This window comes from Geodermatophilus sp. SYSU D00758 (genome assembly GCF_054049955.1).
In genome coordinates, this window is the sequence record NZ_JBJGYK010000018.1 from 41,141 (window position 1) to 65,019 (window position 23,879).

Below are 23,879 nucleotides of genomic sequence, written 5' to 3' on the forward strand. Positions count from 1 at the left end.
GGTTTCCCCGCACGGGGCACTCCGGTCAGGCCGACGGGGGCCAGATCTTGGCGACCATCGTGAGGACGTCGTAGGTCGCCACCGGCTTGCCCTGGGAGTCGACCACGACGGCGTCCCAGCGGACCTCGCCGTGGTCGGCGCCCCCGCGCGGGGTGATCTGCTTGCAGGTCAGCGTCACCGTGAGCTCCTCGCCCGGCTTGACCGGGGTGAGGAAGCGCAGGTCGTCGACCCCGTAGTTGGCCAGCACCGGGCCCGGGTCGGGGTCGACGAAGAGGCCCGCGGCCCAGGAGACGATGAGGTAGCCGTGCGCCACGCGGCCGCCGAACAGCGGGTTGGCCGCGGCCGCCGCCTCGTCCATGTGCGCGTAGAAGGTGTCGCCGGTGAACTCGGCGAAGTGCTCGATGTCCTCGAGCGTCACCGCGCGCGGCCCCGCGGTCACCGAGTCGCCGATGCGCAGCTCGGCCAGCGACTTGCGGAACGGGTGCACGCCGTCGTCGGTGCGGCGGGCGCCGGTCATCCAGCGCCGGCCGATCGCGGTGAGCATGTCCGGCGAGGCCTGGACGGCGGTGCGCTGCATGTGGTGCAGCACGCCCCGGATGCCGCCGAGCTCCTCGCCGCCCCCGGCCCGGCCGGGACCGCCGTGCACGAGCACCGGCAGCGGCGAGCCGTGGCCGGTGTTCTCCCCGGCGTCGTCGCGGTCGAGCACCAGGATGCGACCGTGGGCGTGCGCGGCACCGAGCACGAACTCCCGCGCCACCGCCTCGTCGTGGGTGACGATCGAGCCGACCAGGCTGCCCTGCCCGCGGACGGCGAGCTCGACGGCCTGGGCCACGCCGTCGTACGGGAGCACGGTGCTCACCGGGCCGAACGCCTCCACGTCGTGCGGCTCCCCGGCCGCGAGGTCGTCGCAGCGCAGCAGCATCGGCGGGAGGAACGCGCCCCGGTCGCGATCGGCGCCGACCACGTCGAACCGCTCGGGGTCGCCGGACACCAGCTCGGCGACGCCGCGCAGCGCCTTGACCGCCCGCAGCACCTCCTCGCGCTGGTCGCGGCTCACCAGGGCGCCCATGGTCACGCCCTCGGCGCCGGGCGCGCCGACGACCACGCGGGCCAGCTCCGCCCGCACCGCCTCGACGACGTCGTCCACCAGTTCCCGGGGGACCAGGGCGCGGCGGATGGCGGTGCACTTCTGCCCGGCCTTGACGGTCATCTCCGTGACCAGCTGGTCGACGAACAGGCCGAACTCGGGGGTGCCCGGGGCGGCGTCCGGGCCGAGGACGGCGCAGTTGAGGCTGTCGGCCTCGGCGTTGAACCGCACCGAGTTCGCCACCACGGCCGGGTGGCTGCGCAGCTTGCGGGCGGTGGCGGCCGACCCGGTGAAGGCGACGAGGTCCTGCCCGGCCAGCCCGTCGAGCAGGCCGGCGGGGCTGCCGGCGAGCAGTTGCACCGACCCCTCCGGCAGCAGCCCGCTCTCGACGATCGCCCGGAACACCGCCGCGGTCAGGTAGGCGGTCGGCGACGCCGGCTTCACGATGGAGGGGACGCCGGCGAGGAAGGCCGGGGCCAGCTTCTCCAGGAAGCCCCACACCGGGAAGTTGAACGCGTTGACCTGCACCTGCACACCCCGCAGCGGCGTGTACAGGTGCTGGCCGGCGAAGGTGCCGCGCTTGCCGAGCGGCTCGACCGCGCCGTCGAGGACGACGGTGTCGTCGGGCAGCTCCCGGCGGCCCTTGCGGGCGTAGGACAGCAGGGTGCCGAAGCCGCCGTCGACGTCCACCGCGCTGTCGCGGTCGGTGGCGCCGGTGCGGTGGGAGAGCGCGTAGAACTCGTCCTTGCCGGCCATCAGCCTCAGGCCCAGCTGCTTGAGCAGGGCGGCGCGCTGGTGGAAGGTCAGCTCGCGCAGCGCCGGGCCGCCGACGGTGCGGGCGTGGTCGAGCATCGCGGCGACGTCGAGGCCGGTGCTGCTGACCCGGACGACGGTCTCGCCGGTCACCGCGTCGGCGATCGGCGTCCCCTCGTCGGGGGCGGCGTACCAGCGGCCGGCCGCGTAGCTCTCGAGCATCGGGGCGGTCATCGGAGGGCTCCCTTCGGGTGGGCCCGGAGGCCGGAGAACGTGGTCGTGACGAGCGCGTCGGCCAGGTCGTCGGCGGAGAGGTCACCGCCGGGGCGGTACCACTCGGTGAGCGAGTTGACGGTGCCGAACAGCAGCCGGCTGGTGACCGCGGGGTCGACGTCGGGGCGGACGTCGCCCTCCTCCGCGGCGGCGCGCACCAGGTCGGTGACGAACCGGTCGAAGCGGCGGCGCCGGGCCAGCGCGGCCCGCTCCACCTCGGAGTTGCCCCGCACCCGCAGCAGCAGGGTGACGAACGGCAGCTCGGCGGCCAGCACCCGCACCGAGCCGCGGACGACGTGCTCGAGCCGGTCGATCGCGCGGCCGGTGGTGGCGCCGGGCTCCTCGGTGACGGCGAACAGCGCGTCGAGGGCCCGGTCCAGGGCCAGCCGCAGCAGCTCCCCCTTGCCGGTGACGTGGTGGTAGATGGCCGACTTGGTGATGCCGAGCCGGCCGGCCAGCTCCTCCATGCTCGTGGCGTCGTAGCCGCGCTCGATGAAGACCGCCACCGCGACGTCCAGCAGGGTGTCCAGCGAGTGCCCCGGGCGGCCCCGGCGGACCGGCGCAGCCGTCACGCACGCTCCCGGGAGTCGGTGAGCCGCTGCAGCTTGCCCATGGACCGCGGGAGGGTCTCGGGGTCGACGACGAGCACCTCGATGCTGCTGCCCACCATGTCCTTGACGCCCTTCTCGACCTCGCGCGCGGCGGGGTCGCGGCGCTCCGGCGGGCAGTCCGGCCGGGCCTCGACCCGCGCGACGAGGTGGTCCATCCGGCCCCGGCTGACCAGCTCGAGGGCGAAGTGCGGCGAGAGGCCCCGGGTGCGGAGCACGACCTCCTCGATCTGGGTCGGGAAGACGTTGACCCCGCGCAGGATGATCATGTCGTCGGTGCGGCCGGTGACCTTCTCCATCCGGCGCATGCCGGGCCGCGCCGTCCCCGGCAGCAGCCGGGTGAGGTCGCGGGTGCGGTAGCGGATGACCGGCATGGCCTCCTTGGTCAGCGAGGTGAAGACCAGCTCGCCCTGCTCGCCGTCGGGCAGCACCTCGCCGGTGACCGGGTCGATGACCTCCGGGTAGAAGTGGTCCTCCCAGACGTGCAGACCGTCCTTGGTCTCCACGCACTCCTGGGCCACGCCGGGGCCCATGACCTCCGACAGGCCGTAGATGTCGACGGCGTGGATGCCGGCCCGCTCCTCCATCTCGCGGCGCATCTGCTCGGTCCACGGCTCGGCGCCGAAGATGCCGATCTCCAGGCTCGACGCGCGGGGGTCCATCCCCTGCTTCTCGAACTCGTCGATGACGGTGAGCATGTAGGACGGCGTCACCATGATCACCCGCGGCTCGAAGTCGCGGATCAGCTGGACCTGGCGCGGGGTCATGCCCCCGGAGATCGGGATGACCGTGCAGCCGAGCTTCTCCGCGCCGTAGTGCGCCCCGAGCCCGCCGGTGAACAGCCCGTAGCCGTAGGCGTTGTGCAGCTTGTCGCCCGCCCGCCCGCCGGCGGCGCGGATCGACCGCGCCATGACGGTGGCCCAGGTGTCGATGTCCCGCTCGGTGTAGCCGACCACCGTGGGCCGCCCCGTCGTCCCGCTCGAGGCGTGCACCCGGCGGACCTGCTCCTGCGGGACGGCGAACATGCCGAACGGGTAGTTGTCGCGCAGGTCGGCCTTGCTGGTGGTCGGGAACCGGGCGAGGTCGGCCAGCTCGCGGCAGTCGTCGGGGTGCACGCCGGCCTCGTCGAAGGCCCGCCGGTAGTGCGGGACGTTGTCGTAGGCGTGCCGCAGCGTCCACTGCAGCCGCTCCAGCTGGAGGGCGCGCAGCTCGTCGGGGCCCAGGCGCTCGGCGGGGTCGAGCAGGGCCGGGTCGGGGGCGGCGCCCAGCCGCCGGTCGGTGTCGGTCGTGCTGGCGGTCATGGGTGCTGCGCCTCCGGGGTCGGTGCCGGGACGGCCGGTGTCCAGAGGCGGGCCGCCTCAATTACCGACCGGATGGTCGGTAACCAACCCCGCCACCCCCCGCCCTGTCAAGTGGGGTTGTGATCTGCGCCGCGGTGGGGCACACTCATTACCGACCGTCCGGTCAGTAATTGACCGCCGACCCGAGGGGACGACATGTCCGCGCCCACCCTGGACCGCCCCGCCGCCGGGACGCCCGACGAGGCGGCCCTGCAGGCCCTGTTCGACGCCACGATCGCCGCCGGGCACCGCATCGAGCCGCGCGACTGGATGCCCGAGGGCTACCGGAAGACGCTCATCCGCCAGATCGCCCAGCACGCGCACTCCGAGATCATCGGCATGCAGCCGGAGGGCGACTGGCTGCTGGCCGCGCCGTCCCTGCGCCGCAAGGCGATCCTGCTGGCCAAGGTGCAGGACGAGGCCGGCCACGGCATGTACCTCTACTCGGCCGCCGAGACCCTCGGCGCCGACCGCGCCGACCTCACCGACAAGCTCATCGAGCGCAAGCAGAAGTACAGCTCGATCTTCAACTACCCCACGCTCACCTACGCCGACGTCGGCGTCATCGGGTGGCTGGTCGACGGCGCGGCCATCTGCAACCAGGTGCCGCTGTGCCGCTCCTCCTACGGGCCCTACGCCCGGGCGATGATCCGCATCTGCAAGGAGGAGTCGTTCCACCAGCGGCAGGGCTACGAGCTGCTGATGACCATGGTGCGCGGTACCCCCGAGCAGCGGGCGATGGTGCAGGACGCCGTGGACCGCTGGTGGTGGCCGTCGCTGATGATGTTCGGCCCGCCCGACGACGACAGCCCGAACTCGGCGCAGTCGATGGCCTGGGGCATCAAGCGGCACAGCAACGACGAGCTGCGCCAGCGCTTCGTCGACATGACCGTGCCGCAGGCGCAGGCGCTCGGCGTGACCCTCCCCGACCCGGACCTCGCCCTGGACGAGGAGAGCGGGCACTGGCGCTTCGGCGCGATCGACTGGGAGGAGTTCAAGCGCGTGGTCAGCGGCAGCGGGCCGATGAACGACGTCCGCATCGCCCGCCGCAAGGCCGCCCGCGACGACAACGCCTGGGTGACCGAGGCGGCCACCGCCTACGCCGAGAAGCACGCCGGGAGCGCCGCGTGAGCGGGACCGACCTGACCAGCGAGGGCGGCCACGGCGCCGTCCCCACCGGGCCGGAGGTGCCCGTCGAGCCCAGGCCGGCGAAGGCCCGGCGGGACTGGCCGCTGTACGAGGTCTTCGTGCGGGGCAAGCGCGGTCTCAACCACGTGCACGTGGGCTCCCTGCACGCGCCGGACGACGAGATGGCGATCGACGCCGCCCGCGACCTCTACACCCGGCGCAACGAGGGCGTGAGCATCTGGGTGGTCAAGGCCGCCGACATCACCGCGTCCAGCCCCGACGAGAAGGACCCGATGTTCGCCCCGAGCGGCGACAAGGTCTACCGCCACCCGACGTTCTACGAGATCCCGGAGAACGTCCCCCACATGTGAGAGGACCCCCTCTTCCCCACCACCGCTCGTCCCTCGCGGCGGCGGGGCCCTGAGAGGGGGCCATTCCCGGTCGGGCCCTGCACCGGGGCCGTTCCCGCCCGGTCACCCCGGGGCCGACCTGCTGGGCACGCAACCACCGAGAGGTATCACTGGCATGGGGCACGAGGAGACCGTGTACGACGCGTTGGGCAACGCGGCGGACGACCACGGGCACTGGGCCTTCGGCACCGGGTTCGACGACCCGCTGGCCGGGGTCGACACCACCGTGCCCGAGGGCGTCGACCCCGCCGACCTGGGCGCCTACTGCCTGATGCTCGGCGACGACGCGCTGGTCCTGGCGCAGCGGCTGACCCAGTGGGTGACGGCCTCCCCCGAGCTGGAGGAGGAGGTCGCCGTCGCCAACGTCGCCCTGGACCTGCTCGGGCAGGCGCGGCTGCTGCTGGCCCGCGCCGGCTCGGCGGGCGTGCTGGGCCGGTCCCGGTCGCGCGCGACCGACAGCATCCCGGACGAGGACGCGCTGGCCTACTTCCGCGACCCCGACGAGTTCCGCTGCACCGGCCTGGTCGCGGCGGAGAACGGCGACTTCGCGCGGACGGTGGTGCGGCTGCTGGTGGCCGCGACGGTGCGGTTGGCGGTGTTCGCCCGGCTGCGGGGGTCCCGGGACCCGGTGCTGGCAGCCATCGCCGCCAAGGGCGTGCACGAGCTGGCCTACCACCGCGACCACGCCGCCCGCTGGGTGCTGCGGCTGGGCGACGGCACCGCGGAGTCGCACCGCCGGGCGCAGGACGGCGTCGACGCGGTGTGGCCGCTGCTGGCCGACGTCCTCACCGCCACCGACGTCGAGCGGCGGCTGGTGGACGCCGGCGTCGCGGTCGACCCGGCCGGGGTGCGCGAGGAGGTCGAGGAGGTCCTCACCACGGTCCTCGAGCGGGCCACCCTCACCGTCCCGGCCTGGCCGGCCGCCACCGGGCCGCGCGGGCGGGCCGGCGAGCACGGCCCGGAGCTGGCCGAGCTGGTCGCGGAGATGCAGAGCCTGGCCCGGCAGCACCCGGCGGCGACGTGGTGACGGCCGTGACCCCGGAGACGACGCGCACCGTGGACGACGCCCGGGCGGTCGCCGAGACGGTGACCGACCCCGAGCTGCCCATGCTCACCCTCGCCGACCTCGGCGTGCTGCGCGATGTCCGGATCGAGGACGACGGCACGGTGGTCGTCGACATCACCCCGACCTACAGCGGCTGCCCGGCCATGGGCGTCATGCGCGCCGACCTGGTGCACGCCCTGCACCGGGCCGGGTTCGCCGACGTCGACGTCCGCACCGTCCTCTCCCCCGCCTGGACCACCGACTGGATCAGCGACGCCGGCCGCCGCAAGCTCGCCGAGGGCGGGATCGCGCCCCCCGGGCGGGCGCCCGTGCGCGCCCCCGGCCCGGTACCCCTCCAGCTGGGCCCCACCCGCCGCACCGCCGACTGCCCGCTGTGCGGCTCGGCCGACACCGTCGAGCAGAGCGAGTTCAGCGCCACCGCCTGCAAGGCCCTGCGCCGGTGCCGCAGCTGCGGCGAACCGTTCGAGCACGTCAAGGAGATCTAGTGACCGCGCCCCCGCGACGCCGTCCGCAGTTCCACCCGCTCAAGGTGGCGCGCGTCGAGCAGCTGACCGACGACGCCGTCGCGGTCACCTTCGACGTCCCCGAGGAGCTGGCCGAGGACTACGCCTTCCGGCCCGGCCAGGCGCTCACCCTGCGCCGCGTCGACGGCGACCGCGACGAGCGCCGGTCCTACTCCATCTGCGCGCCCGTGGGCGCCCCGCCGCGGGTCGGCGTGCGCGAGGTGCCCGGCGGCTTCTTCTCCTCCTACCTGGTGCACGAGGTCCGGCCGGGGGACGAGATCGAGGTGCTCCCGCCGTCGGGCACCTTCACCGCCGACCTGTCCGTGCCGGCCGACCACGTGTTCGTCGTCGCCGGCTCGGGGATCACCCCGGCGCTGTCGCTGGCCGCCAGCGTGCTGCGCGACGGCGAGTCCACGGTCACCGTCTTCTACGGCAACCGGCGCACCAACACGGTGATGTTCGCCGACGAGCTGGCCGACCTGAAGGACCGCTACGGCACCCGGCTGCAGCTGGTGCACGTGCTCTCCCGGGAGCCCCGCGACGCCGAGCTGACCAGCGGCCGGCTCGACCGGGACCGGCTGCGCACGCTGGTGGACAACCTGGTCGACGCCCCGCAGGTCGACCACTGGTGGCTGTGCGGCCCGCACGGCATGGTCTCCGACGCCCGCGACCTGCTCGCCGAGCTCGGCGTGCCGGCCGAGCGGGTGCACCAGGAGCTGTTCTACGTCGACGACGTCCCGCCGGAGCCGGTCCGCGGCGACGAGGAGACCGTGGAGGGGCCGAGCAGCCAGGTGACCGTCGTCCTCGACGGGCGCACCACCACCCTCGCGCTGCCGCGGGACGTGCCGGTGCTCGACTCGGCGCAGAAGGTGCGCGGTGACCTGCCCTTCGCCTGCAAGGGCGGGGTCTGCGGCACCTGCCGCGCCCGGGTCACCGACGGCGAGGTGGAGATGCGCCGCAACTACGCGCTGGAGGCCGCCGAGGTCGAGGCCGGGTACGTGCTGACCTGCCAGTCGCTGCCGGTGACCGACGCCGTCACCGTCGACTTCGACGCCTGAGGTGCGCGAGATCCCGGTGGGGGCGAGCGCGACCCTGGAGGTCGTGGTCACCCCGGAGATGACCGTGCACTTCGACCGGCTCGGCCCGGTGCACCCGGTGTACGCCACCTACACGATGGCCAAGCACTTCGAGGAGGCCGGGCGCACCCTGCTGCTCGAGCACCTGGAGCCGGGCGAGGAGGGCGTGGGCCGGTCGGTGTCGGTGGAGCACCTCGCGCCCGCCCGCGTGGGGGACGTCGTCGTCCTCACCGCGCGCTGCACCGAGGTGCGCGGCAACCGGCTGACCTGCGCCTGCACCGCGACCGACGCCGCCGGCCGCGAGCTCGGCACCGGGACGACCGTGCAGGTGGTCCTCCCCCGGGAACTGCTCGAGGCCCGCCTCGCCGGCACGGCCCGGGCATAGGAAGCTCTTCCCACGTCCGCGGCCCCGGGACGCAGGTATAGCTTCCTCTCCCTCGGGAGCGGAGGGAGCGCGCGCGTGGACCTGGGACTGGGCGGCAGGCGGGCCATCGTGACCGGCGGCAGCCGCGGCATCGGGCTGGCCGTCGCCGAGGGGCTGGCCGCCGAGGGGGCGCACGTGGCGCTCGTCGCCCGGGACCGCGACGCGCTGGAGGCCGCCGCGGCCCGCGTCCGGCGGCACGGCACCACCGTGCTCACCTGCCCGGCCGACACCCGGGACGACGCGGCGGTGCGCGCCGCCGTCGACCGGGTGGTGGCCGAGCTCGGCGGGGTCGACGTGCTGGTCAACGCCGCCGCGCGGCCGGCCTCCTCCGCCCCGGTGCCGCCGCTGGCCGACCTCCCCGACGACGCGCTGCGGGAGGAGGTCGAGACCAAGGTGCTCGGCTACCTGCGCCTCGCCCGCGCGGTGGCCCCGCACATGGCCGCGGGCGGCTGGGGCCGGATCGTGAACGTCAGCGGGCTCAACGCGCGGCTCACCGGCTCCCTGGTCGGCTCGGTGCGCAACGTGGCCGTCGCGGCGATGACCAAGAACCTCGCCGACGAGCTCGGCCCGGCCGGCATCACGGTGACCGTGGTGCACCCGGGCACCACCGTCACCGAGCGCACCCCGCAGGTCCTGGCCGCGCGCGCCGAGCGGGACGGGACGACGCCCGCCGAGGCCGAGCGCGGCCTGGCGGCCGGCACGAGCATCGGCCGGCTGGTCACCGCCGCCGAGGTCGCCGACGTGGTCGTGTTCCTCGCCTCGGCCCGCAGCGCCGGCATCACCGGGGACGCGGTGGCGGTCGGCGGGGGCACCCGGGGCGCCATCCACTACTGAGCGCGCGCCCACCCCGGGGCGGGGCCGGTCCCCAGCCGCCAGCGCGCAGCCTCCTCCGACGGGCTGTACGGGCCCAGCGCCGCGCGCAGGGCCCGCAGCTGCAGCAGCGTCGCGGGCAGCCGCACCGCCGCCGGCCCGCGCCGGCCGGGGACCCCGGCGAAGGGCGCCACCGACGGGGACACCAGGAGCCCGGCGGCGCCGGCCAGGCCGCGGTAGAAGACCTCCTCCACCCCGGCGAGCCCGGGGGGCGCGGCGAGGAAGGTCCGCAGGTGCTCCGGCACCGGCTCCAGGTCGGGGACGCAGGCGGCCAGCGCCGCGGCCAGCTCGGCCTCGCTCGCCGGCAGGTCGGTCGCCCCGAGCGCGGCCGCGCTGCGGGCCCACTCGGCGACGTAGGCGTCCGGCCAGCGCCGGCCGAAGCGCCGGGCGAGGTCGGTGCCCACGGCGCGCTGCGCGGCGAGGAAGGCGTCGGTGAAGGCCAGGTGGACCCAGCGCAGCAACGCCGGGTCCTGGGCGGAGTAGGGCCGCCCGTCGGGCGTGGTGCCCCGGACGGTGGTGTGCATCCGGCGCACCCGGGCGGCCTCCCGCTCGGCGAGCTCGGCCGAGCCGAAGGTGCTCACCACGAGCCAGCGGGCGGTGCCGGCCAGCCGCTTCCACGGGTCCGCGCGGTAGGCCGAGTGCCGCTCCACCCCGGCCAGCGCCAGCGGGTGCGCGGCCTGCCCGAGGAGCGCCGCGACGCCGCCGACCAGCGTGGCCAGGTCGCCGTGCACGCGCCACACCACGCCGTCGGGCTCGAACCACCCCGGCCCGCTGCCCACGCGCGCGATGTCGCGCACCCACGCCGGCGCACCGGTCGGGTCGCCGGAGACCCGGGCCCGGAACCGGGCACGCGCGCCCTCGACCACCCCCGCCACGCCCCCAGCGTCCCACCGTCCGGGCGGTCCCCGCGGCCGGCGGCGGGGACGGCCGGCGCGTGCCGGGCGGCGTCAGGCGCCGACGTAGGCCGCGAGGTGCTCGCCGGTGAGGGTGGAGCGGGCGGCGACGAGGTCGGCCGGGGTCCCCTCGAAGACGATCCGGCCGCCGTCGTGGCCGGCGCCGGGGCCGAGGTCGATGATCCAGTCGGCGTGCGCCATGACCGCCTGGTGGTGCTCGATCACGACCACCGACCTCCCGGAGTCGACCAGCCGGTCGAGCAGGCCGAGCAGGTTCTCGACGTCGGCCAGGTGCAGTCCGGCGGTCGGCTCGTCGAGGACGTAGACGGCGCCCTTCTCCCCCATCTGCGTCGCCAGCTTGAGCCGCTGCCGCTCGCCGCCGGACAGCGTGGTGAGCGGCTGGCCGAGGGTGAGGTAGCCGAGCCCGACGTCGGCGAGCCGGTCGAGGATCGCGTGCGCCGCGGGCGTCCGCGCGTCGCCGGACCCGAAGAACTCCTCGGCCTCGGCCACCGGCATGGCCAGGACCTCGCTGATGTCCTTGCCGCCGAGGGTGTACTCGAGCACGGCGGCCTGGAAGCGCCGCCCCTCGCAGACCTCGCAGGTGCTGGCGACGCCGGCCATCATGCCGAGGTCGGTGTAGATGACCCCGGCGCCGTTGCAGGTCGGGCAGGCGCCCTCGGAGTTGGCGCTGAACAGGGCCGGCTTCACGCCGTTGGCCTTGGCGAAGGCCTTGCGGACCGGCTCCAGCAGCCCGGTGTAGGTGGCCGGGTTGCTGCGCCGGGAGCCGCGGATCGCGGTCTGGTCGACGACCACGACGCCGTCCCGGCCGGCCACCGAGCCCTGGACCAGCGAGCTCTTGCCCGACCCGGCCACGCCGGTGAGGACGACGAGCACGCCGAGCGGGATGTCGACGTCGACGTCCCGCAGGTTGTGCGTGGCCGCACCGCGCACCTCGAGCGCGCCCGACGGCGTGCGCACCGACGGCTTCACCGACGCCCGGTCGTCGAGGTGCCGGCCGGTGAGGGTGCCGGCGCGGCGCAGGCCCGCGACGGTCCCCTCGAAGACCACCTCGCCACCGCCGGTGCCGGCGCCGGGGCCGAGGTCGACGACGTGGTCGGCGATCGCGATCGTCTCGGGCTTGTGCTCGACGACGAGCACGGTGTTGCCCTTGTCCCGCAGGCGCAGCAGCAGCCCGTTCATCCGCTGCACGTCGTGCGGGTGCAGGCCGATGGTGGGCTCGTCGAAGACGTAGGTGACGTCGGTGAGCGAGGAGCCGAGGTGGCGGATCATCTTGGTCCGCTGCGACTCGCCACCGGACAGCGTGCCGGCCGGGCGGTCGAGGGAGAGGTAGCCCAGCCCGATCTCGGCGAACGAGTCGAACAGGTGCTGCAGACCCGCGAGCAGCGGGGCCACCGAGGGCTCGTCGAGCTCGCGGACCCACTCGGCGAGGTCGCTGATCTGCATCGCGCAGACGTCGGCGATGCTCTTGCCCCGGATCGTCGAGGAACGCGCCTCGGGGGCGAGCCGGGTGCCGTCGCAGTCGGGGCAGGTCGTGAAGGTCACCGCCCGCTCGACGAAGCGCCGGACGTGCGGCTGCAGCGCCTCGACGTCCTTGGACAGCATCGACTTCTGGATGCGCGGGATGATCCCCTCGTGGGTCAGGTTGATGCCCTCGACCTTGATCTTGGTCGGCTCCGCGTACAGGAGCGTGTGCATCTCCTTCCCGGTGTACTCCGCGATCGGCTTGTCCATGTCCAGGCCGGCGCCCTGGAACAGCCGGCCGTACCACCCGTCCATGCTGTAGCCCGGGATGGTCAGCGCCCCGTCGTTGAGCGACCTGCCGGCGTCGTAGAGCGCGGTGAGGTCGATGTCGTTGACCGTGCCCATCCCCTCGCAGCGCGGGCACATCCCGCCGAGGCGGGTGAAGGTCGCCTTCTCCGACTTCGTCCTCGCGCCGCGCTCGACCGTGATGGCCCCGCTCGCGGTGACCGAGGGCGTGTTGAACGAGTAGGCGCTGGGCGGGCCGATGTGCGGCTGGGCCAGCCGGCTGAACAGGATGCGCAGCATCGCGTTGGCGTCGGTGGCGGTGCCGACGGTGGAGCGCGGGTTGGCGCCCATGCGCTCCTGGTCGACGATGATAGCGGTGGTCAGCCCGTCGAGCAGGTCGACCTCCGGGCGGGCGAGGGTCGGCATGAAGCCCTGGACGAAGGCGCTGTAGGTCTCGTTGATCAGCCGCTGCGACTCCGCGGCGATCGTGCCGAACACCAGCGAGCTCTTGCCCGAGCCGGAGACGCCGGTGAAGACCGTCAGCCGGCGCTTCGGGATCTCGACGCTGACGTCCTTGAGGTTGTTCTCGCGCGCCCCGTGCACGCGGATCACGTCGTGGCTGTCGGCCGCGTGCCGCGCGGGCGGCCGCGCGCCCGTGCCCGTGGCGGCGTCCGTCTCGACCGTGGTCATGCTGTCTCCGTCCGTGGGGAGGGCTGCGGGGGCGGATCGGGGGTCCCGGCGGTCAGGACCGGCAGCAGCAGCCGGGAGGCCCCGCCGGCGAGGGTGATGCTCCGGAGCGAGGGGGCGGTGCGGGCGGAGGTCGCGGGGTCCTCCCCGGTGCCGAGGTTGCGCTCGAACCGCGGGTGCGACCCGCCGGCGACCAGCAGCCGCACCCGGGACCCGGCGCGGAAGCGGTGCGCGACGGCGTCCAGCTCGAGGCGGACGGCGCCCTCCCGCCCGGCCGGGTCGAGCCGCCGGAACCCGTCGCTGACGTTGCGGGAGCGCCCGCGGGCGTCGACCTCGGAGACGCGGGCGAAGAGGTCGACGTGCGGGTTGTCGCTGGAGTGCGCCAGCTCCACGACCGGGCAGCCGGCGATCTCCAGCGGCGCGGGCAGCGGGGCGGAGTCGAGGACGAGGACGTCGTCCCGCGTGGCCAGCCGCCGGTCGTCGCGGTAGCCGCTGCCGGCGCCCAGCAGCCGCCCGCCGACCGTGGGCGTGGGGTCGGCCGGGTCGTGCGGGAACCGGGCCGGGCCGGCGGTCGCCGGGGGCGCGATCGGGGCCAGCGCCCCTCCGGGGGCCAGGTACAGGACCCGCTCGCCGGTCGCCGGCGGCCAGCCCGGGAGGTCGCGCCACTCCCCCGCCCCGGTCACGTGCACCCGCACCGGGGCCGGCCGGGTGCGCACCGCGGTGCCGGCCAGGTGCTCACCCAGCCAGTCGAGGCACTCCCGCAGCAGCGGGCCGGCGCCGCGCGTGAGCACCTGCAGGTGCGTCCACGGCCCGACGGTGAGCGCGACGTCGAGGCCGCGGGCGCGCAGGTGCGCGTACTGGGCCAGGGACTGCTCGAGGAAGAGGTCCTGCCAGCCGGTGTGCAGCAGTACCGGGACCTCGACGCGGTCCAGGGCCGCGCCCAGCCGCATCGGCGCCCAGAACGGGTCGTCCAGGTCGCGGCGGCTGACCCAGTCGCGGTACCAGCCGGCCAGCAACGCCTCCCCCGCGTCGGCCAGCGGGAGGCCGGCCAGCGCCGGCGCCAGCCGGCGGGTCGCCGTGGCCGAGCGGGCCAGACCCCGCACCCCGCGGGCCTCCTCCTGGGAGGCGACCATGTCGCTCCAGCCGAGGAAGTCGGTCAGCGCGAAGGCCCCGCCGGCGTAGACCGACTCCCCGAAGTCGTGCGGGCCCACCTGCACGATCGCCGTGGCCAGCTCCGGCGGGGGGTCCACGAGCAGCGCCCACTGGGTGAAGCCGAGGTAGGACATCCCGAGCGTGGCGAAGCGGCCGCCGAACCACGGCTGCCCGCGCAGCCAGGCCACCGTGTCGGCGCCGTCCTCCACCTCGTGGACCATCGGCCGGAAGTCGCCGCCGGAGCCGAACGTGCCCCGGCACCGGGCCAGCACCACGTGGTACCCGCGGGCGGCGAAGGTGCCGCCGTGGAGGGCGGCCATGGGCCCGCTCCACCCGTAGGGCGACAGCAGCAGCAGCGTGCCGAGCGCCGGGCCGTCGGGCGCCCAGTGGTCGGCCAGGAGCACCTCGCCGTCCCGCATCGGGATGCGCACGTCCCTCGTGACCGTGTAGCCGGTCGTCGGGGGCGGCAGCCGGAGCAGCCGGCCCAGCGCCCGGTCGGCGACGCGGCGGCCGGCGCCCCGGACGCGGGGCGGGAGGGGCGCGGTCACGGTCGGGGACCTCCGGGGTCGGCAGGGGCGGGCGGCCCATCCACGCACCCGCGCGACCGGGGCGTCAAGCCACCCGGCCGGCCCCTGCCGGCCGGGTGCGACGGCTCCGTGACGAGTTCGTGGCGAGACGGGGACTTCCGCGCACCCGGCCCGGTCATCGGGTAGGTCATCGGGGCGTGAGCACAACGCACACCTCCCGGACCGCCGGCTCGCGGCTCCCGGTCCACCCGGGACGCCGGCGCCCCCTCGGAGAGGCACAGCCGTGACCGCCATCCCGCAGTCCGACACGGATGTGTCGGAGCAGCTGCTGGCCGAGGCCCGCCGCCCGGGCGCGGCCGAGCCCGTCGCCATCCACGTCCGCCCCGAGCTGCACGGCCGGATGCGCACGGCCGCCGTGGGCAGCGACCCGCCGCTGCCGGTCGTGGTGGACGACGACATCCCGGCCTTCCCCGGCTACGAGATCCACCGCGCCGCGCCCGAGGGAGCCGGGCCCGCCTGGCCGTGACGGCACCCCGGGCACCGGCGACCGGGCCGGTCCCGCCGGAGGCGCTGACCCGGCCCGCTACGCCGGAGGCGCTGCCCCGGCCGGCTGCGCCGGTGGCGCGTCCCGCAGCTGCACCAGCAGGTCCCGGGCGGCCGCGGCGACCCGCGGCGGGACGCCGAGCTCCTGCAGCTGCTCGGCGGCCGCCGCCATCTCGTCGGCCCGCCGCCGGGCGTGCGTGCGGGAGCCCTCGACCAGCCGGTCGATGGTCCGCTCGTCGAAACCGGCGAGCTCGGCGCTGATGTCGCCGCGCAGCCACTCGGCGCACCCGGCGGCCTCGGCCGCGGTGAGGGCCTCGACGACCGCGGCGGCCAGCCCCTTGTAGAACACGCTGCGCAGCAGCTTGCGGGAGATCGCCTCCCCCGCCGGGCCCGGCTGCACGGTGACCTCGGCGCCGAGCCCGCCGAGCACCTCGGCGTAGCGACCGGCGGCGTCGCCGGAGACCAGCATGGGGGTGCGCAGCCCCCTCCCCGGGACCGGCGACATCAGCGCCACGTCGGCCACCGGCACCTCCCGCGCCGCGGCCCGCTCGGCGAGGGCGACCTTGAGGCCGGGGCTGGCGGTGTTGAGGTCGGCCCACAACGTGCCCGGCCGCAGCGCCGGCAGCGCGTTCCCCAGCGCGGTCATGGCGTCGTGGGAGCTGTTGACGCTGAGCACCAGGCCGGCGTCGGCGACCGCCTCGGCCTCCCCGGCCCGCGGCAGCACGCCGCCGACGACGATGCCCTTCGGGTCGTAGCCGCGGACGTCGGCGCCGGCGGCGGCCAGGTCGGCGGCGATGAGGGAGCCGGCCTCGCCGAGCCCGAGGACGGCGATCCTCACGACGGCACCGGTCGTCACGGCTGCACCGGCGGGGTGCCGTGGGTGTGGAAGGTCTCGATCGTCTTCAGCCGCCGGGCCTGACCCTCGGCGCGCTCGGCCTCGGTCCAGTCCACCGGCTGCCGGTCCGGGGCCAGGACCAGGCGGGCGCCGGCGTTGCACAGCTCGATGCGGTCGCCGGGCTCGTGGACGTAGAGGAAGAACGTCTGCTGGACGGCGTGCTCGTGCGGGCCGGTCTCGACGTGCACCCCTTGCTCCAGCGCCAGGTCGGCGGCGCGCGGGATGCCGTCGCGGGTGTCGACGGCGAAGGCGATGTGGTGCAGCCGGCCGGGGGTGCCGGTCCGGTCGCAGGTCCAGACCGCGTCGTAGCTCTTGTTGGTGAAGGTGGTCCAGCTGCCGGCGACCGTGCCGTCGTCGAGCACGATTCGCTCGGTGACCAGGGCGCCGAGGGTGTCCCGGGAGAAGTCCCGGTCGGCCACCGGCTCCACGCCCAGCCAGGTGACGTGGTCGAGCCGCCGCACGCCCACGCCGTGGTTCGGGTAGGCCTGCGCCTGGTTCTCCGGCGCCGGCCGCTGCCCGGCCGGCGGGGTGTGCCACTCGCTCTCGTAGGAGAGCCCCAGCTCGTGCCCGTCGGGGTCGGTGCGGAGGTAGGTCGCCCCGTAGCCGGGGTCGCCGTCGACCCAGCCGACGCCGCGGCCGGCCGCCTCGGTCTCGGCCACCCGGCGCGCCAGCGCCTCGGGGCTCGCGGCGCGCGGGTGGGTGCGGCCCACGCCGGAGGTGGCGTGCGCGGTGAGCGTGATCGTGGTCGTCTCGTAGTCCTCCCAGGCGCGCAGGAACACCGAGTCGCCGGCCTCCCCGGTCCGGGTCAGGCCGAGGTGGCGGGTGAAGAACTCCACGCTCTCCTCGAGGACGGGGGTGCGCAGCTCGACGTGGCCGAGGTGGGCGATCTCGTGCAGCGGGGGCATCGGTACTCCGTTGCTCGTCCGAGGAGGACGGGGCCCCTCCCACCGGGTGTGTCAGCGGGGGAAGGCGGTGCCGTCGAAGAGCTTGCGGGCGGTCCGGACGACGCCGGCGCGGACGACGCGGGGCGGGTCGGCCGAGGCGTCGACCTCGACGTCGACGAGCAGGTGACCGGTGGGGTGCTCGACGTCCACCCGCGAGCTGCCGGCCGGCCGGCCGGCGGTGAGCTCGTGGCCGACGGCGCCGGGCAGCAGCATGCCGGTCACGACGCTGACCGCGGCGAACACCCCGATCGAGCTGTGCGGCTGGACCGGGATGAACGACCGGGTGCACACCTGGCCGCCGTCCCGGGGCGGGGCGAGCAGCGCGGTCTTGGGCACCGAGGTGCCGGCGACGTCCCCGAGCCCCATGAGCTCCCCGGCCGCGGTGCGGACGGCGTCGACCCGGGCCAGCAGGTCGGCGTCGGCGGACAGCTCCGCGTGCGACTCGTACCCGGAGAGGCCGAAGGCCGCAGCCCGCGCGACGACCACGGCCATGCCGTTGTCGACGCAGGTGACCTCGATGCCCTCCACCGTGTCGCGGACGCGCCCCGTGGGCAGCAGCCGGCCGGTGCCCGAACCCGCGGTGTCGGTGAAGGTGAGCGCCACGGGCGCGGCGGTGCCGGGGACGCCGGCGATCGCGACGTCGCCCCACCGGTCGTCCCCGCGGTACTCGACCCGGCCGCCCGGCGTCGGGAAGGTGGCGACGGCGACGCTGCCGGAGTTCACCATGCGGATGCGGACGCTGGTCTCCTCCGCACCGGCGGGCACCAGGCCGCGCTCGACGGCGAACGGCCCGACGCCGGCGAGGATGTTGCCGCAGTTCTGCCGGTCCCCGACGGTCGGCTCGTCCACGCCGAGCTGCAGGAACAGGTGGTCGACGTCGACGTCGGGCGCCTCGGAGGGCGAGACGACGGCGACCTTGCTGGTCAGCGTCGTCGCGCCGCCCAGGCCGTCGACCTGCCGCGGGTCGGGGGTGCCCACGAGCCGCAGCAGCAGGTCGTCGCGCGCGGCCGGGTCGGCGGGCAGGTCGGCGGCCTCGAGGTAGAGCCCGCGGGAGGTGCCGCCGCGCAGCATCGTGCAGCGGACCCCGGTGTCGTCGTAGCTCACCCCCGCTGCTCCGCCCACGTCTCGTAGGGGACGTGCTCGATGCCGAAGGCCGGCAGCTTCTCGCGCAGGCCGTAGCGGTCCAGGCCGAGCTCGCCCCGCCGGAAGGCCGCGCGGGTGGCGTCCTCCTTGTCGACCCGGGCCTGGGACGCGGTGAGCGCCCGCGGCACGTCGGCGCGCGGCACCACCACGACGCCGTCGTCGTCGGCGACGACCACGTCGCCGGGGGCGACGGTCTGCCCGCCGAGGACGACGGGCACGTTCACCGCGCCGGGCGTGGCCTTGACCGAGCCCTGCGCGCTCACCGCGGTCGACCAGGCGGGGAAGCCCATCTCGCGCAGCTCGGCGACGTCGCGCACGCCGCAGCCGAGCACCACGCCCCGCACCCCGCGGTGCGCCAGCGCGGTGGCGAACAGCTCGCCGAACAGCCCGTCGGTGGACGGCGAGTTGGTCGCGACGACGAGCACGTCGCCGGGGCGGCACTGCTCCACGGCCACGTGGATCATGAGGTTGTCCCCCGGCCAGCACAGCACGGTGACCGCGGTGCCGCCGGTGCGGGCGCCCGGCCAGGCCGGCCGGAACGCCGGGCCGAGGTAGCCGACCCGGCCGAGGGCCTCGTGCACGGTGGCCACGCCGAAGCCGCCGAGGCGCTCGGCGTCCCCGGCGTCGGCGCGGGGCGGGTCGGTGACGACGACGGTTCTCACGGGGTTCCTCCTGGGGGGCCGGTGGGCGCGGCCAGCGCGTCGATGACGCTGGCGAAGTGGGCGGTGGCGGCCGCCGCGGCCCGGCCGGGGTCGCGGCCGGTGACGGCGTCGACGAGGTCGGTGAGCTCGGCGAGGCTGACCTGCGGCCGGCCCGGGCGCAGCGACAGCCGGAACTGGTGACGGACCAGTTGCGCCTGCAGCCGGTCCACCAGGCCCGCGGCGACCGGCTGCCGGGCGGCCGCGTGGAGCAGGCCGTGCAGCTCCTGGATGAGCGCGGAGTAGCCGAGCAGGTCGCCGGCCGCCAGCGCCTCGCGCATCGCGCCCAGCTGGGCGCGCAGCCGCCCGGCCTCGGCCTCGGTGACGCGCTCGGCCGCCTTGCGGGCGATGAGGGCCTCCAGGGCCATCCGGCACTCGGTGATGGCGACGGCCTCCTCGGGGGAGACCACCCGCACCCGCGCCCCGCGGTTCGGGATGCGCTCCACCAGGCCCTCGGCGGCCAGCGCGTCGATGGCCAGCCGCACGTGGCTGCGGCCGGCGTCGAACCGCGCCACCAGGTCGGCCTCGACCAGCCGGGAGCCGGGCGCGAACTCGCCCTCCGCGATCGCCCGGCGCAGGGCCTGCTCGACCCGCGACCGGACGGGCGGCCCGCTCGGCGGCGGCTCGGCGGAGGGCGCCTGCGCCGGTCGCGACCCTGGGGGCGGCTGGGTCGGCACGGCGATCAGCGGCCCGCCCGCCGCAGGGCCGCGTCGAGGCGGGGGTAGACGCGGCGGGCGTTGCCCTCGTAGACGGCGGCGCGGGCGGCGTCGTCCAGCCCGGCCGCCTCGACGTAGCGCTTGGTGTCGTCGAAGTGGTGGCCGGTGCGCGGGTCGATGCCGCGGACCGCCCCGACCACCTCCGAGCCGAACAGCACGTTGCCGGTGTCGACCACGTCGAGCAGCAGGTCGATGCCGGGCTGGTGGTAGACGCAGGTGTCGAAGAAGACGTTGCCCATCACGTTGGTCTCGACCGGCGGCTGGGAGAGCATGTCGGCCAGCCCGCGGTAGCGCCCCCAGTGGTAGGGCGCCGCACCGCCGCCGTGCGGGATGACCAGCCGCAGGCCGGGCAGGTCGGTGAACAGCCGGCCCTGCACCAGCTGCATGAACGCGGTGGTGTCGGCGTTGATGTAGTACGCCCCGGTCGCGTGGAACGCCGGGACGGTCGAGGCCGACACGTGCACCATGGCCGGCACGTCGAGCTCGACCAGCGCCTCGTAGAACGGGTACCAGGAGCGGTCGGTCAGCGGCGGTGCGGTCCAGTGCCCGCCGCTGGGGTCGGGGTTGAGGTTGCAGCCGGCGAAGCCGAGCTCGGTCACGCAGCGGCGCAGCTCGGCGATGGAGCCCTCCGGGCCGGCACCGGGCGACTGCGGCAGCTGGGCGACGCCGACGAAGCGGTCGGGGAACAGCGTGGTCACCCGGTGCACCAGGTCGTTGCACCGGCGGGCCCACTCCAGGCTCACCGACTCGTCCCCGACGTGGTGGGCCATCGCCGAGGCCCGCGGGGAGAACAGCGTGACGTCGATGCCCCGCTCGTCCATCAGCCGCAGCTGGCTGGCCTCGATCGTCTCCCGGATCTCGTCGTCGCCGATCCCCGGGTACGGCGGCGGCGCGTTGCCGGCCTCCCAGGCGGCCACCTGCTCCTGCCGCCAGGCGGTGTGGGCCGCCGGCGCGGTCGTGTAGTGGCCGTGGCAGTCGATGATCACGCGCGTCCTCCCATCCGGCGGGCCGGGCGCGCACGACCCTCGCAGGCTGCCGGCAGGATTGTCAACGATCCTGTCGACACTCAGCCGCCGTCGACGCGGCCGCCCGGCGGGGCCCGGTCAGCCGGCCAGCACGAAGGCCAGGGCGAGGACCCCGACGAGCAGGCCCGAGCAGGCGAGCGCGGCCATGGGCAGGCCGGCCGTCCGCACGCCGGTGAGGTCGCCGCGCCGGGTCAGCGAGCGGTGGACGACGCGGTACCGCCGCCAGGAGATCTCCGCGACGACCACCGCCTGGGCGAGGCCTGCGCCGGCGACCACCAGGGAGAGGGCACCGAGGGCCGGCGCCGCCAACCGCTCCGCGGCGACCGCGGCCACCGCCACGGACAGGGCGGTGCGGCGCCAGGCCAGGGCGGTCCGCTCCGCCTGCAGGCCGGCGTCGAACACCGGCCCCGGCGGCCCGCTCACCGCAGCAGCAGGCCGGCGAGGACCAGGGTCCCGGCGACCGCCGTCCCGACGGCCGTGACCACACCGAGGGGCGGCGAGGGCAGCGGCCGGCCCAGGCGCAGGGCCCGCTCGGTGGCCACCCAGCCGGCCCAGGCCTGCACCGGCACCAGCAGCCCCAGGGCGACGAACACCAGGGCGGAGGCCAGCCGGAGCCCCTCGGCGATGGGCAGGTCGAGCGCCTCGAGCGCGACACCGGCGGCCAGGAAGGCCAGCGAGGTCCGCATCCAGGCGAGGAACGTGCGCTCGTTGGCGAGGCTGAACCGCGGGTCGGGCTCCTCCCCCACGCCGTAGACCCGCCGGGGGAAGCGCCGGTCGCGCCGCTGCGGGCTCGGCACGCAGCCCACCCCCTCCCCGTCCCGGAGCCGTACGACCTGACGAGCGACCGTCGCCGGACCGCCCGCCCCGCTCGGGGTCCTCCTGGCGCGGCGGGCCGTCCCGGGACATCATGCAGGCCGGTTCCGGACGGCGAGCCGGGAGCGGGAGGAGGTCGGGTGGCGGACTCCGCCGATCCACGCACCAAGCCGCAGGACCTGCTGCTGGCCCTCGCCGGCGCACTCGTCCTCGACCGGCACGACCAGCCGATCCCCACCCGGGTGTTCCTCGACGTCCTCGCCGGCCTCGGGGTCGGCGCGGACGCCACCCGGTCGACGCTGGCCCGGCTGACCGAGCGCGGGCTGCTCGTCCGGCACCAGGAGGGCCGGGTGGCCAGCTACGCGCTGACCGGGGCCGCCCGGGCACTGCTGCGGGAGGGCCGCGACCGCGTGGAGTCCCCCGACCCGTTCCGGCGGGCCGGCGAGGAGTGGACGCTGCTGAGCTTCTCGCTGCCGGAGAGCCGGCGGGACCTCCGGCACCGGTTGCGCGCCCGGCTGGCCTGGGCCGGCTTCGGCTGCCTGCGCGACGGGCTGTGGATCGCGCCCGGGCACGTGGACCTCGACCGGGTGGTGCCCGACGCGGACGGCGCGGACCTCCAGCTCGACGGCTTCCTCGCCACCCCGGCACCGGGCACGGACGTCGCCCGCTTCGTCCGCCGGGCGTGGGACCTCGAGGACCTCCGCCGGGAGCACGAGGAGTTCGCCCGCCGCTGGTCGGGCCCGCTCCCCGGGGACGGCGACCCGGTCGCGCTGTTCACCCGGCTCGGCGCGCACTGGATCCGCCTGCTCCGGCTCGACCCGGCCCTGCCCGAGCGCCACCTGCCCGAGGACTGGCCGGCCGGGCGGTCCACGGCCGCGCACCGGGCGGCCCACCGGGCCCTGGCCCCGCGGGCCCGGGCCGCCTTCGACGCGGCGGTGCGGGACGCGCGGGCGCGCCGCTGACAGTGGCCGCCGTCACGGAAAAGGTCGGCATTTCGTTGACGCGCGTCCTTGAGATCCCTAGCGTCCGGAGCATCCCCCGCCCCCCGATGTGAGGACGCCGATGTCCCCTCGATCCCTCGTCACCGGTCTGACCTGCGCCCTCGCGGTCACGTTCGTCGCCGCTCCGCCCGCCGCCGCCCAGGAGGGCTCCGGCCCGCGGCACGTGGAGGGCACGGTCGACGACGGTGCCACCGCCTGGGTCGCCGACGTCCCCGCGGACTGGAACGGCACCCTGCTCCTGTACAGCCACGGCTACCGGCCCAGCTTCGCGGGCATCCCGCAGGACGCGGCGAACGCGCCGGACGACGCGACCCGGCAGGCCCTGCTCGACCGGGGGTACGCGCTGGCCGGGTCCTCCTACGAGCGCAGCGGCTGGACGCTGGACACCGCCGCCGAGGACCAGCTGCAGACCCTGGAGGCGTTCCGCACCGAGGTCGGCGAGCCGTCGCGGGTGCTCGGCGTCGGCACCTCGATGGGTGGCCTGGTGACCGGTCAGCTCGCCGAGCTGCCGGGCACGCCTCTCCACGGGGCACTGCCGACCTGCGGGCTCGTGCACGGCGGCGTCGACCTGCTCAACTACCAGCTCGACGGCGCCCACGCGATCGCCCAGCTGCTCCTCCCGGAGGGCACCGAGCTGCGGCTGGCCGGCTACGACGGCGACCTGGGCGCCGTCACCGCGGCGGCCGCCACGATGACCGCCGCGGTCGAGGCCGCGCAGGACAGCCCCGAGGGTCGGGCGCGGATCGCGCTCGCCGCGGCCCTGTACCACCTGCCCCGCTGGGCCGAGGGCCGGCCCGAGCCGGACCCGCGCGACCACGAGGCGCAGGTGGACGCGCAGGTCGCCCAGTTCCTGACCGCGCTGGACTTCACCTACCCCGCCAGGGTCGACATCGAGAGCACGGTCGGGGGCAACCCGTCGTGGAACGTCGGCGTCGACTACCGGGCCCTGCTGCAGCACGCCGACGAGCGCGCGCAGGTCGAGTCGCTCTACCGCGCGGCGGGCCTGGACCTCGACGCCGACCTCGACGAGCTCACCCGGACCGCGGACGTGACCGCGGACGAGGGCGCGCTGCAGGCCGCCCTCGCGACCTCCGAGCTGACCGGTGACCTGCAGGTCCCGGTGCTGAGCCTGCACACCACGCACGACGTCCTCGCACCGGTGCAGGTCCAGGAGGAGTACGCGGAGACCGTGCGGCAGGCCGGGGAGGACCGCCTGCTGCGGCAGGCCTTCGTGCACCGGCTGGGCCACTGCGACTTCACCCCCGCCGAGCTGGTCGCCTCCGTGCTCGCCCTCGACGAGCGGGTCGACACCGGCCGCTGGGGTCCGGCGGCCCACCCACGGCAACTGGACGCCGCGGCCGAGCGGCTCGGCCTGGGCGGGTCGGAGATCCTGCACCGCCACCGGCCGGCCGAGTGGCTGGGCGACCGCGGTGGCGCGCTCGGCGGACCCCGCTCCTGACGGCAGGGCACCGGGCCGGGGCGCCGCACCCGACCCGGCGCCCCTGCCCCGGCGCCCCCGCCGGCGGCGGGCCGGCCG

At 75.9% G+C, this 23,879-nt stretch carries 24 protein-coding genes; 10 read left to right on the forward strand and 14 right to left on the reverse strand.

The window, feature by feature from the left end; all coding sequences use genetic code 11:
• Window positions 1–25: 25 nt before the first annotated feature.
• From paaZ to paaK, 3 genes are read right to left on the reverse strand one after another with little or no spacing between them, the layout of a single operon-like run.
• Complete coding sequence (gene paaZ, locus ACI8AC_RS14815; protein ID WP_456898558.1) at window positions 26–2,074, reverse strand: phenylacetic acid degradation bifunctional protein PaaZ; 2,049 nt, start codon at window positions 2,072–2,074, stop codon at window positions 26–28.
• Window positions 2,071–2,685 (reverse strand): TetR/AcrR family transcriptional regulator, encoded by a 615-nt coding sequence (locus tag ACI8AC_RS14820; protein WP_456898559.1) that lies wholly within the window; start codon window positions 2,683–2,685, stop codon window positions 2,071–2,073. Before ACI8AC_RS14820 ends, paaZ begins: the two co-directional genes overlap by 4 nt.
• On the reverse strand, window positions 2,682–4,022 hold the full coding sequence (paaK, locus tag ACI8AC_RS14825) for a phenylacetate--CoA ligase PaaK (RefSeq protein ID WP_456898560.1): 1,341 nt from the start codon (window positions 4,020–4,022) through the stop codon (window positions 2,682–2,684). The genes ACI8AC_RS14820 and paaK overlap by 4 nt, the downstream gene beginning before the upstream one ends.
• Before the next feature lie 195 nt (window positions 4,023–4,217).
• Between paaK and paaA the strand changes: the two genes are divergently transcribed.
• From paaA to ACI8AC_RS14860, 7 genes are all read left to right on the forward strand, one after another.
• A complete protein-coding gene (gene paaA / locus ACI8AC_RS14830; protein WP_456898561.1) occupies window positions 4,218–5,192 on the forward strand; it encodes a 1,2-phenylacetyl-CoA epoxidase subunit PaaA in 975 nt (324 codons plus the stop codon).
• Window positions 5,189–5,560 carry a 1,2-phenylacetyl-CoA epoxidase subunit PaaB gene (gene paaB, locus ACI8AC_RS14835; RefSeq protein WP_456898562.1) on the forward strand — a complete coding sequence of 124 codons (372 nt, stop codon included), beginning with the start codon at window positions 5,189–5,191 and terminating at the stop codon, window positions 5,558–5,560. The genes paaA and paaB overlap by 4 nt, the downstream gene beginning before the upstream one ends.
• Window positions 5,561–5,714: 154 nt before the next feature.
• Window positions 5,715–6,626: a 1,2-phenylacetyl-CoA epoxidase subunit PaaC gene (gene paaC, locus ACI8AC_RS14840; RefSeq protein WP_456898563.1), complete on the forward strand. Its 912-nt coding sequence runs from the start codon at window positions 5,715–5,717 to the stop codon at window positions 6,624–6,626.
• A 5-nt stretch (window positions 6,627–6,631) separates the two neighbouring features.
• A complete protein-coding gene (gene paaD / locus ACI8AC_RS14845) occupies window positions 6,632–7,150 on the forward strand; it encodes a 1,2-phenylacetyl-CoA epoxidase subunit PaaD (protein WP_456898564.1) in 519 nt (172 codons plus the stop codon).
• The gene (gene paaE, locus ACI8AC_RS14850) at window positions 7,150–8,226 is read left to right on the forward strand and encodes a 1,2-phenylacetyl-CoA epoxidase subunit PaaE (RefSeq protein WP_456898565.1); all 1,077 of its coding nucleotides are present in this window, start codon (window positions 7,150–7,152) and stop codon (window positions 8,224–8,226) included. The genes paaD and paaE overlap by 1 nt, the downstream gene beginning before the upstream one ends.
• Window position 8,227: 1 nt before the next feature.
• Complete coding sequence (locus ACI8AC_RS14855) at window positions 8,228–8,629, forward strand: thioesterase family protein (RefSeq protein ID WP_117376860.1); 402 nt, start codon at window positions 8,228–8,230, stop codon at window positions 8,627–8,629.
• A gap of 75 nt (window positions 8,630–8,704) precedes the next feature.
• A complete protein-coding gene (locus ACI8AC_RS14860; protein ID WP_456898566.1) occupies window positions 8,705–9,502 on the forward strand; it encodes an SDR family NAD(P)-dependent oxidoreductase in 798 nt (265 codons plus the stop codon).
• Here the strand turns inward: ACI8AC_RS14860 and ACI8AC_RS14865 are convergent.
• The 3 genes from ACI8AC_RS14865 to ACI8AC_RS14875 form a co-directional block, all read right to left on the reverse strand.
• Window positions 9,496–10,413 carry an oxygenase MpaB family protein gene (locus tag ACI8AC_RS14865; RefSeq protein WP_456898567.1) on the reverse strand — a complete coding sequence of 306 codons (918 nt, stop codon included), beginning with the start codon at window positions 10,411–10,413 and terminating at the stop codon, window positions 9,496–9,498. The genes ACI8AC_RS14860 and ACI8AC_RS14865 overlap by 7 nt on opposite strands.
• Window positions 10,414–10,485: 72 nt before the next feature.
• Window positions 10,486–12,888, reverse strand: coding sequence for an ATP-binding cassette domain-containing protein (locus ACI8AC_RS14870; RefSeq protein ID WP_456898568.1), 2,403 nt, complete (start codon window positions 12,886–12,888; stop codon window positions 10,486–10,488).
• Entirely contained in the window at window positions 12,885–14,585 is a 1,701-nt protein-coding gene (locus ACI8AC_RS14875; protein WP_456898569.1) for a CocE/NonD family hydrolase, read from the reverse strand. Before ACI8AC_RS14875 ends, ACI8AC_RS14870 begins: the two co-directional genes overlap by 4 nt.
• A gap of 262 nt (window positions 14,586–14,847) precedes the next feature.
• On the opposite strand from ACI8AC_RS14875, the gene ACI8AC_RS14880 reads away from it, so the two are divergent.
• The gene (locus tag ACI8AC_RS14880; protein ID WP_456898570.1) at window positions 14,848–15,090 is read left to right on the forward strand and encodes a hypothetical protein; all 243 of its coding nucleotides are present in this window, start codon (window positions 14,848–14,850) and stop codon (window positions 15,088–15,090) included.
• A gap of 57 nt (window positions 15,091–15,147) precedes the next feature.
• Here the strand turns inward: ACI8AC_RS14880 and ACI8AC_RS14885 are convergent, their stop codons facing one another.
• From ACI8AC_RS14885 to ACI8AC_RS14920, 8 genes are all read right to left on the reverse strand, one after another.
• Window positions 15,148–15,945 carry a DUF1932 domain-containing protein gene (locus tag ACI8AC_RS14885; protein WP_456898571.1) on the reverse strand — a complete coding sequence of 266 codons (798 nt, stop codon included), beginning with the start codon at window positions 15,943–15,945 and terminating at the stop codon, window positions 15,148–15,150.
• 14 nt (window positions 15,946–15,959) lie between these two features.
• Window positions 15,960–16,907, reverse strand: a complete 948-nt coding sequence (locus ACI8AC_RS14890) for a VOC family protein (RefSeq protein ID WP_456898572.1) — start codon at window positions 16,905–16,907, stop codon at window positions 15,960–15,962.
• A gap of 51 nt (window positions 16,908–16,958) precedes the next feature.
• Entirely contained in the window at window positions 16,959–18,050 is a 1,092-nt protein-coding gene (locus ACI8AC_RS14895) for a 4-oxalomesaconate tautomerase (RefSeq protein WP_456898573.1), read from the reverse strand.
• Window positions 18,047–18,751 (reverse strand): 4-carboxy-4-hydroxy-2-oxoadipate aldolase/oxaloacetate decarboxylase, encoded by a 705-nt coding sequence (locus tag ACI8AC_RS14900; RefSeq protein WP_456898574.1) that lies wholly within the window; start codon window positions 18,749–18,751, stop codon window positions 18,047–18,049. The genes ACI8AC_RS14895 and ACI8AC_RS14900 overlap by 4 nt, the downstream gene beginning before the upstream one ends.
• Window positions 18,748–19,464 (reverse strand): GntR family transcriptional regulator, encoded by a 717-nt coding sequence (locus ACI8AC_RS14905; protein ID WP_456898575.1) that lies wholly within the window; start codon window positions 19,462–19,464, stop codon window positions 18,748–18,750. The genes ACI8AC_RS14900 and ACI8AC_RS14905 overlap by 4 nt, the downstream gene beginning before the upstream one ends.
• Window positions 19,465–19,469: 5 nt before the next feature.
• Window positions 19,470–20,489, reverse strand: a complete 1,020-nt coding sequence (locus ACI8AC_RS14910) for an amidohydrolase family protein (protein ID WP_456898576.1) — start codon at window positions 20,487–20,489, stop codon at window positions 19,470–19,472.
• Between the two features lie 117 nt (window positions 20,490–20,606).
• Window positions 20,607–20,951, reverse strand: a complete 345-nt coding sequence (locus ACI8AC_RS14915; protein ID WP_456898577.1) for a DUF202 domain-containing protein — start codon at window positions 20,949–20,951, stop codon at window positions 20,607–20,609.
• Entirely contained in the window at window positions 20,948–21,325 is a 378-nt protein-coding gene (locus ACI8AC_RS14920) for a YidH family protein (RefSeq protein ID WP_456898578.1), read from the reverse strand. The genes ACI8AC_RS14915 and ACI8AC_RS14920 overlap by 4 nt, the downstream gene beginning before the upstream one ends.
• 156 nt (window positions 21,326–21,481) lie before the next feature.
• Here ACI8AC_RS14920 and ACI8AC_RS14925 point away from each other — a divergent pair, with 156 nt between their 5' ends.
• Together ACI8AC_RS14925 and ACI8AC_RS14930 are read left to right on the forward strand one after the other, a co-directional pair.
• Entirely contained in the window at window positions 21,482–22,303 is an 822-nt protein-coding gene (locus ACI8AC_RS14925) for a PaaX family transcriptional regulator (RefSeq protein ID WP_456898579.1), read from the forward strand.
• Window positions 22,304–22,403: 100 nt separating this feature from the next.
• Window positions 22,404–23,801 carry a hypothetical protein gene (locus ACI8AC_RS14930; RefSeq protein ID WP_456898580.1) on the forward strand — a complete coding sequence of 466 codons (1,398 nt, stop codon included), beginning with the start codon at window positions 22,404–22,406 and terminating at the stop codon, window positions 23,799–23,801.
• The last annotated feature ends 78 nt before the right edge of the window (window positions 23,802–23,879 follow it).

Coding starts and splice junctions, on each gene's coding strand:
- paaZ (WP_456898558.1), bottom strand. CDS start 2,074: ATGACCGCCCCGATGCTCGAGAGCTACGCGGCCGGCCGCTGGTACGCC.
- ACI8AC_RS14890 (WP_456898572.1), bottom strand. CDS start 16,907: ATGCCCCCGCTGCACGAGATCGCCCACCTCGGCCACGTCGAGCTGCGC.
- ACI8AC_RS14930 (WP_456898580.1), top strand. CDS start 22,404: ATGTCCCCTCGATCCCTCGTCACCGGTCTGACCTGCGCCCTCGCGGTC.
- paaC (WP_456898563.1), top strand. CDS start 5,715: ATGGGGCACGAGGAGACCGTGTACGACGCGTTGGGCAACGCGGCGGAC.
- ACI8AC_RS14870 (WP_456898568.1), bottom strand. CDS start 12,888: ATGACCACGGTCGAGACGGACGCCGCCACGGGCACGGGCGCGCGGCCG.
- paaK (WP_456898560.1), bottom strand. CDS start 4,022: ATGACCGCCAGCACGACCGACACCGACCGGCGGCTGGGCGCCGCCCCC.
- paaA (WP_456898561.1), top strand. CDS start 4,218: ATGTCCGCGCCCACCCTGGACCGCCCCGCCGCCGGGACGCCCGACGAG.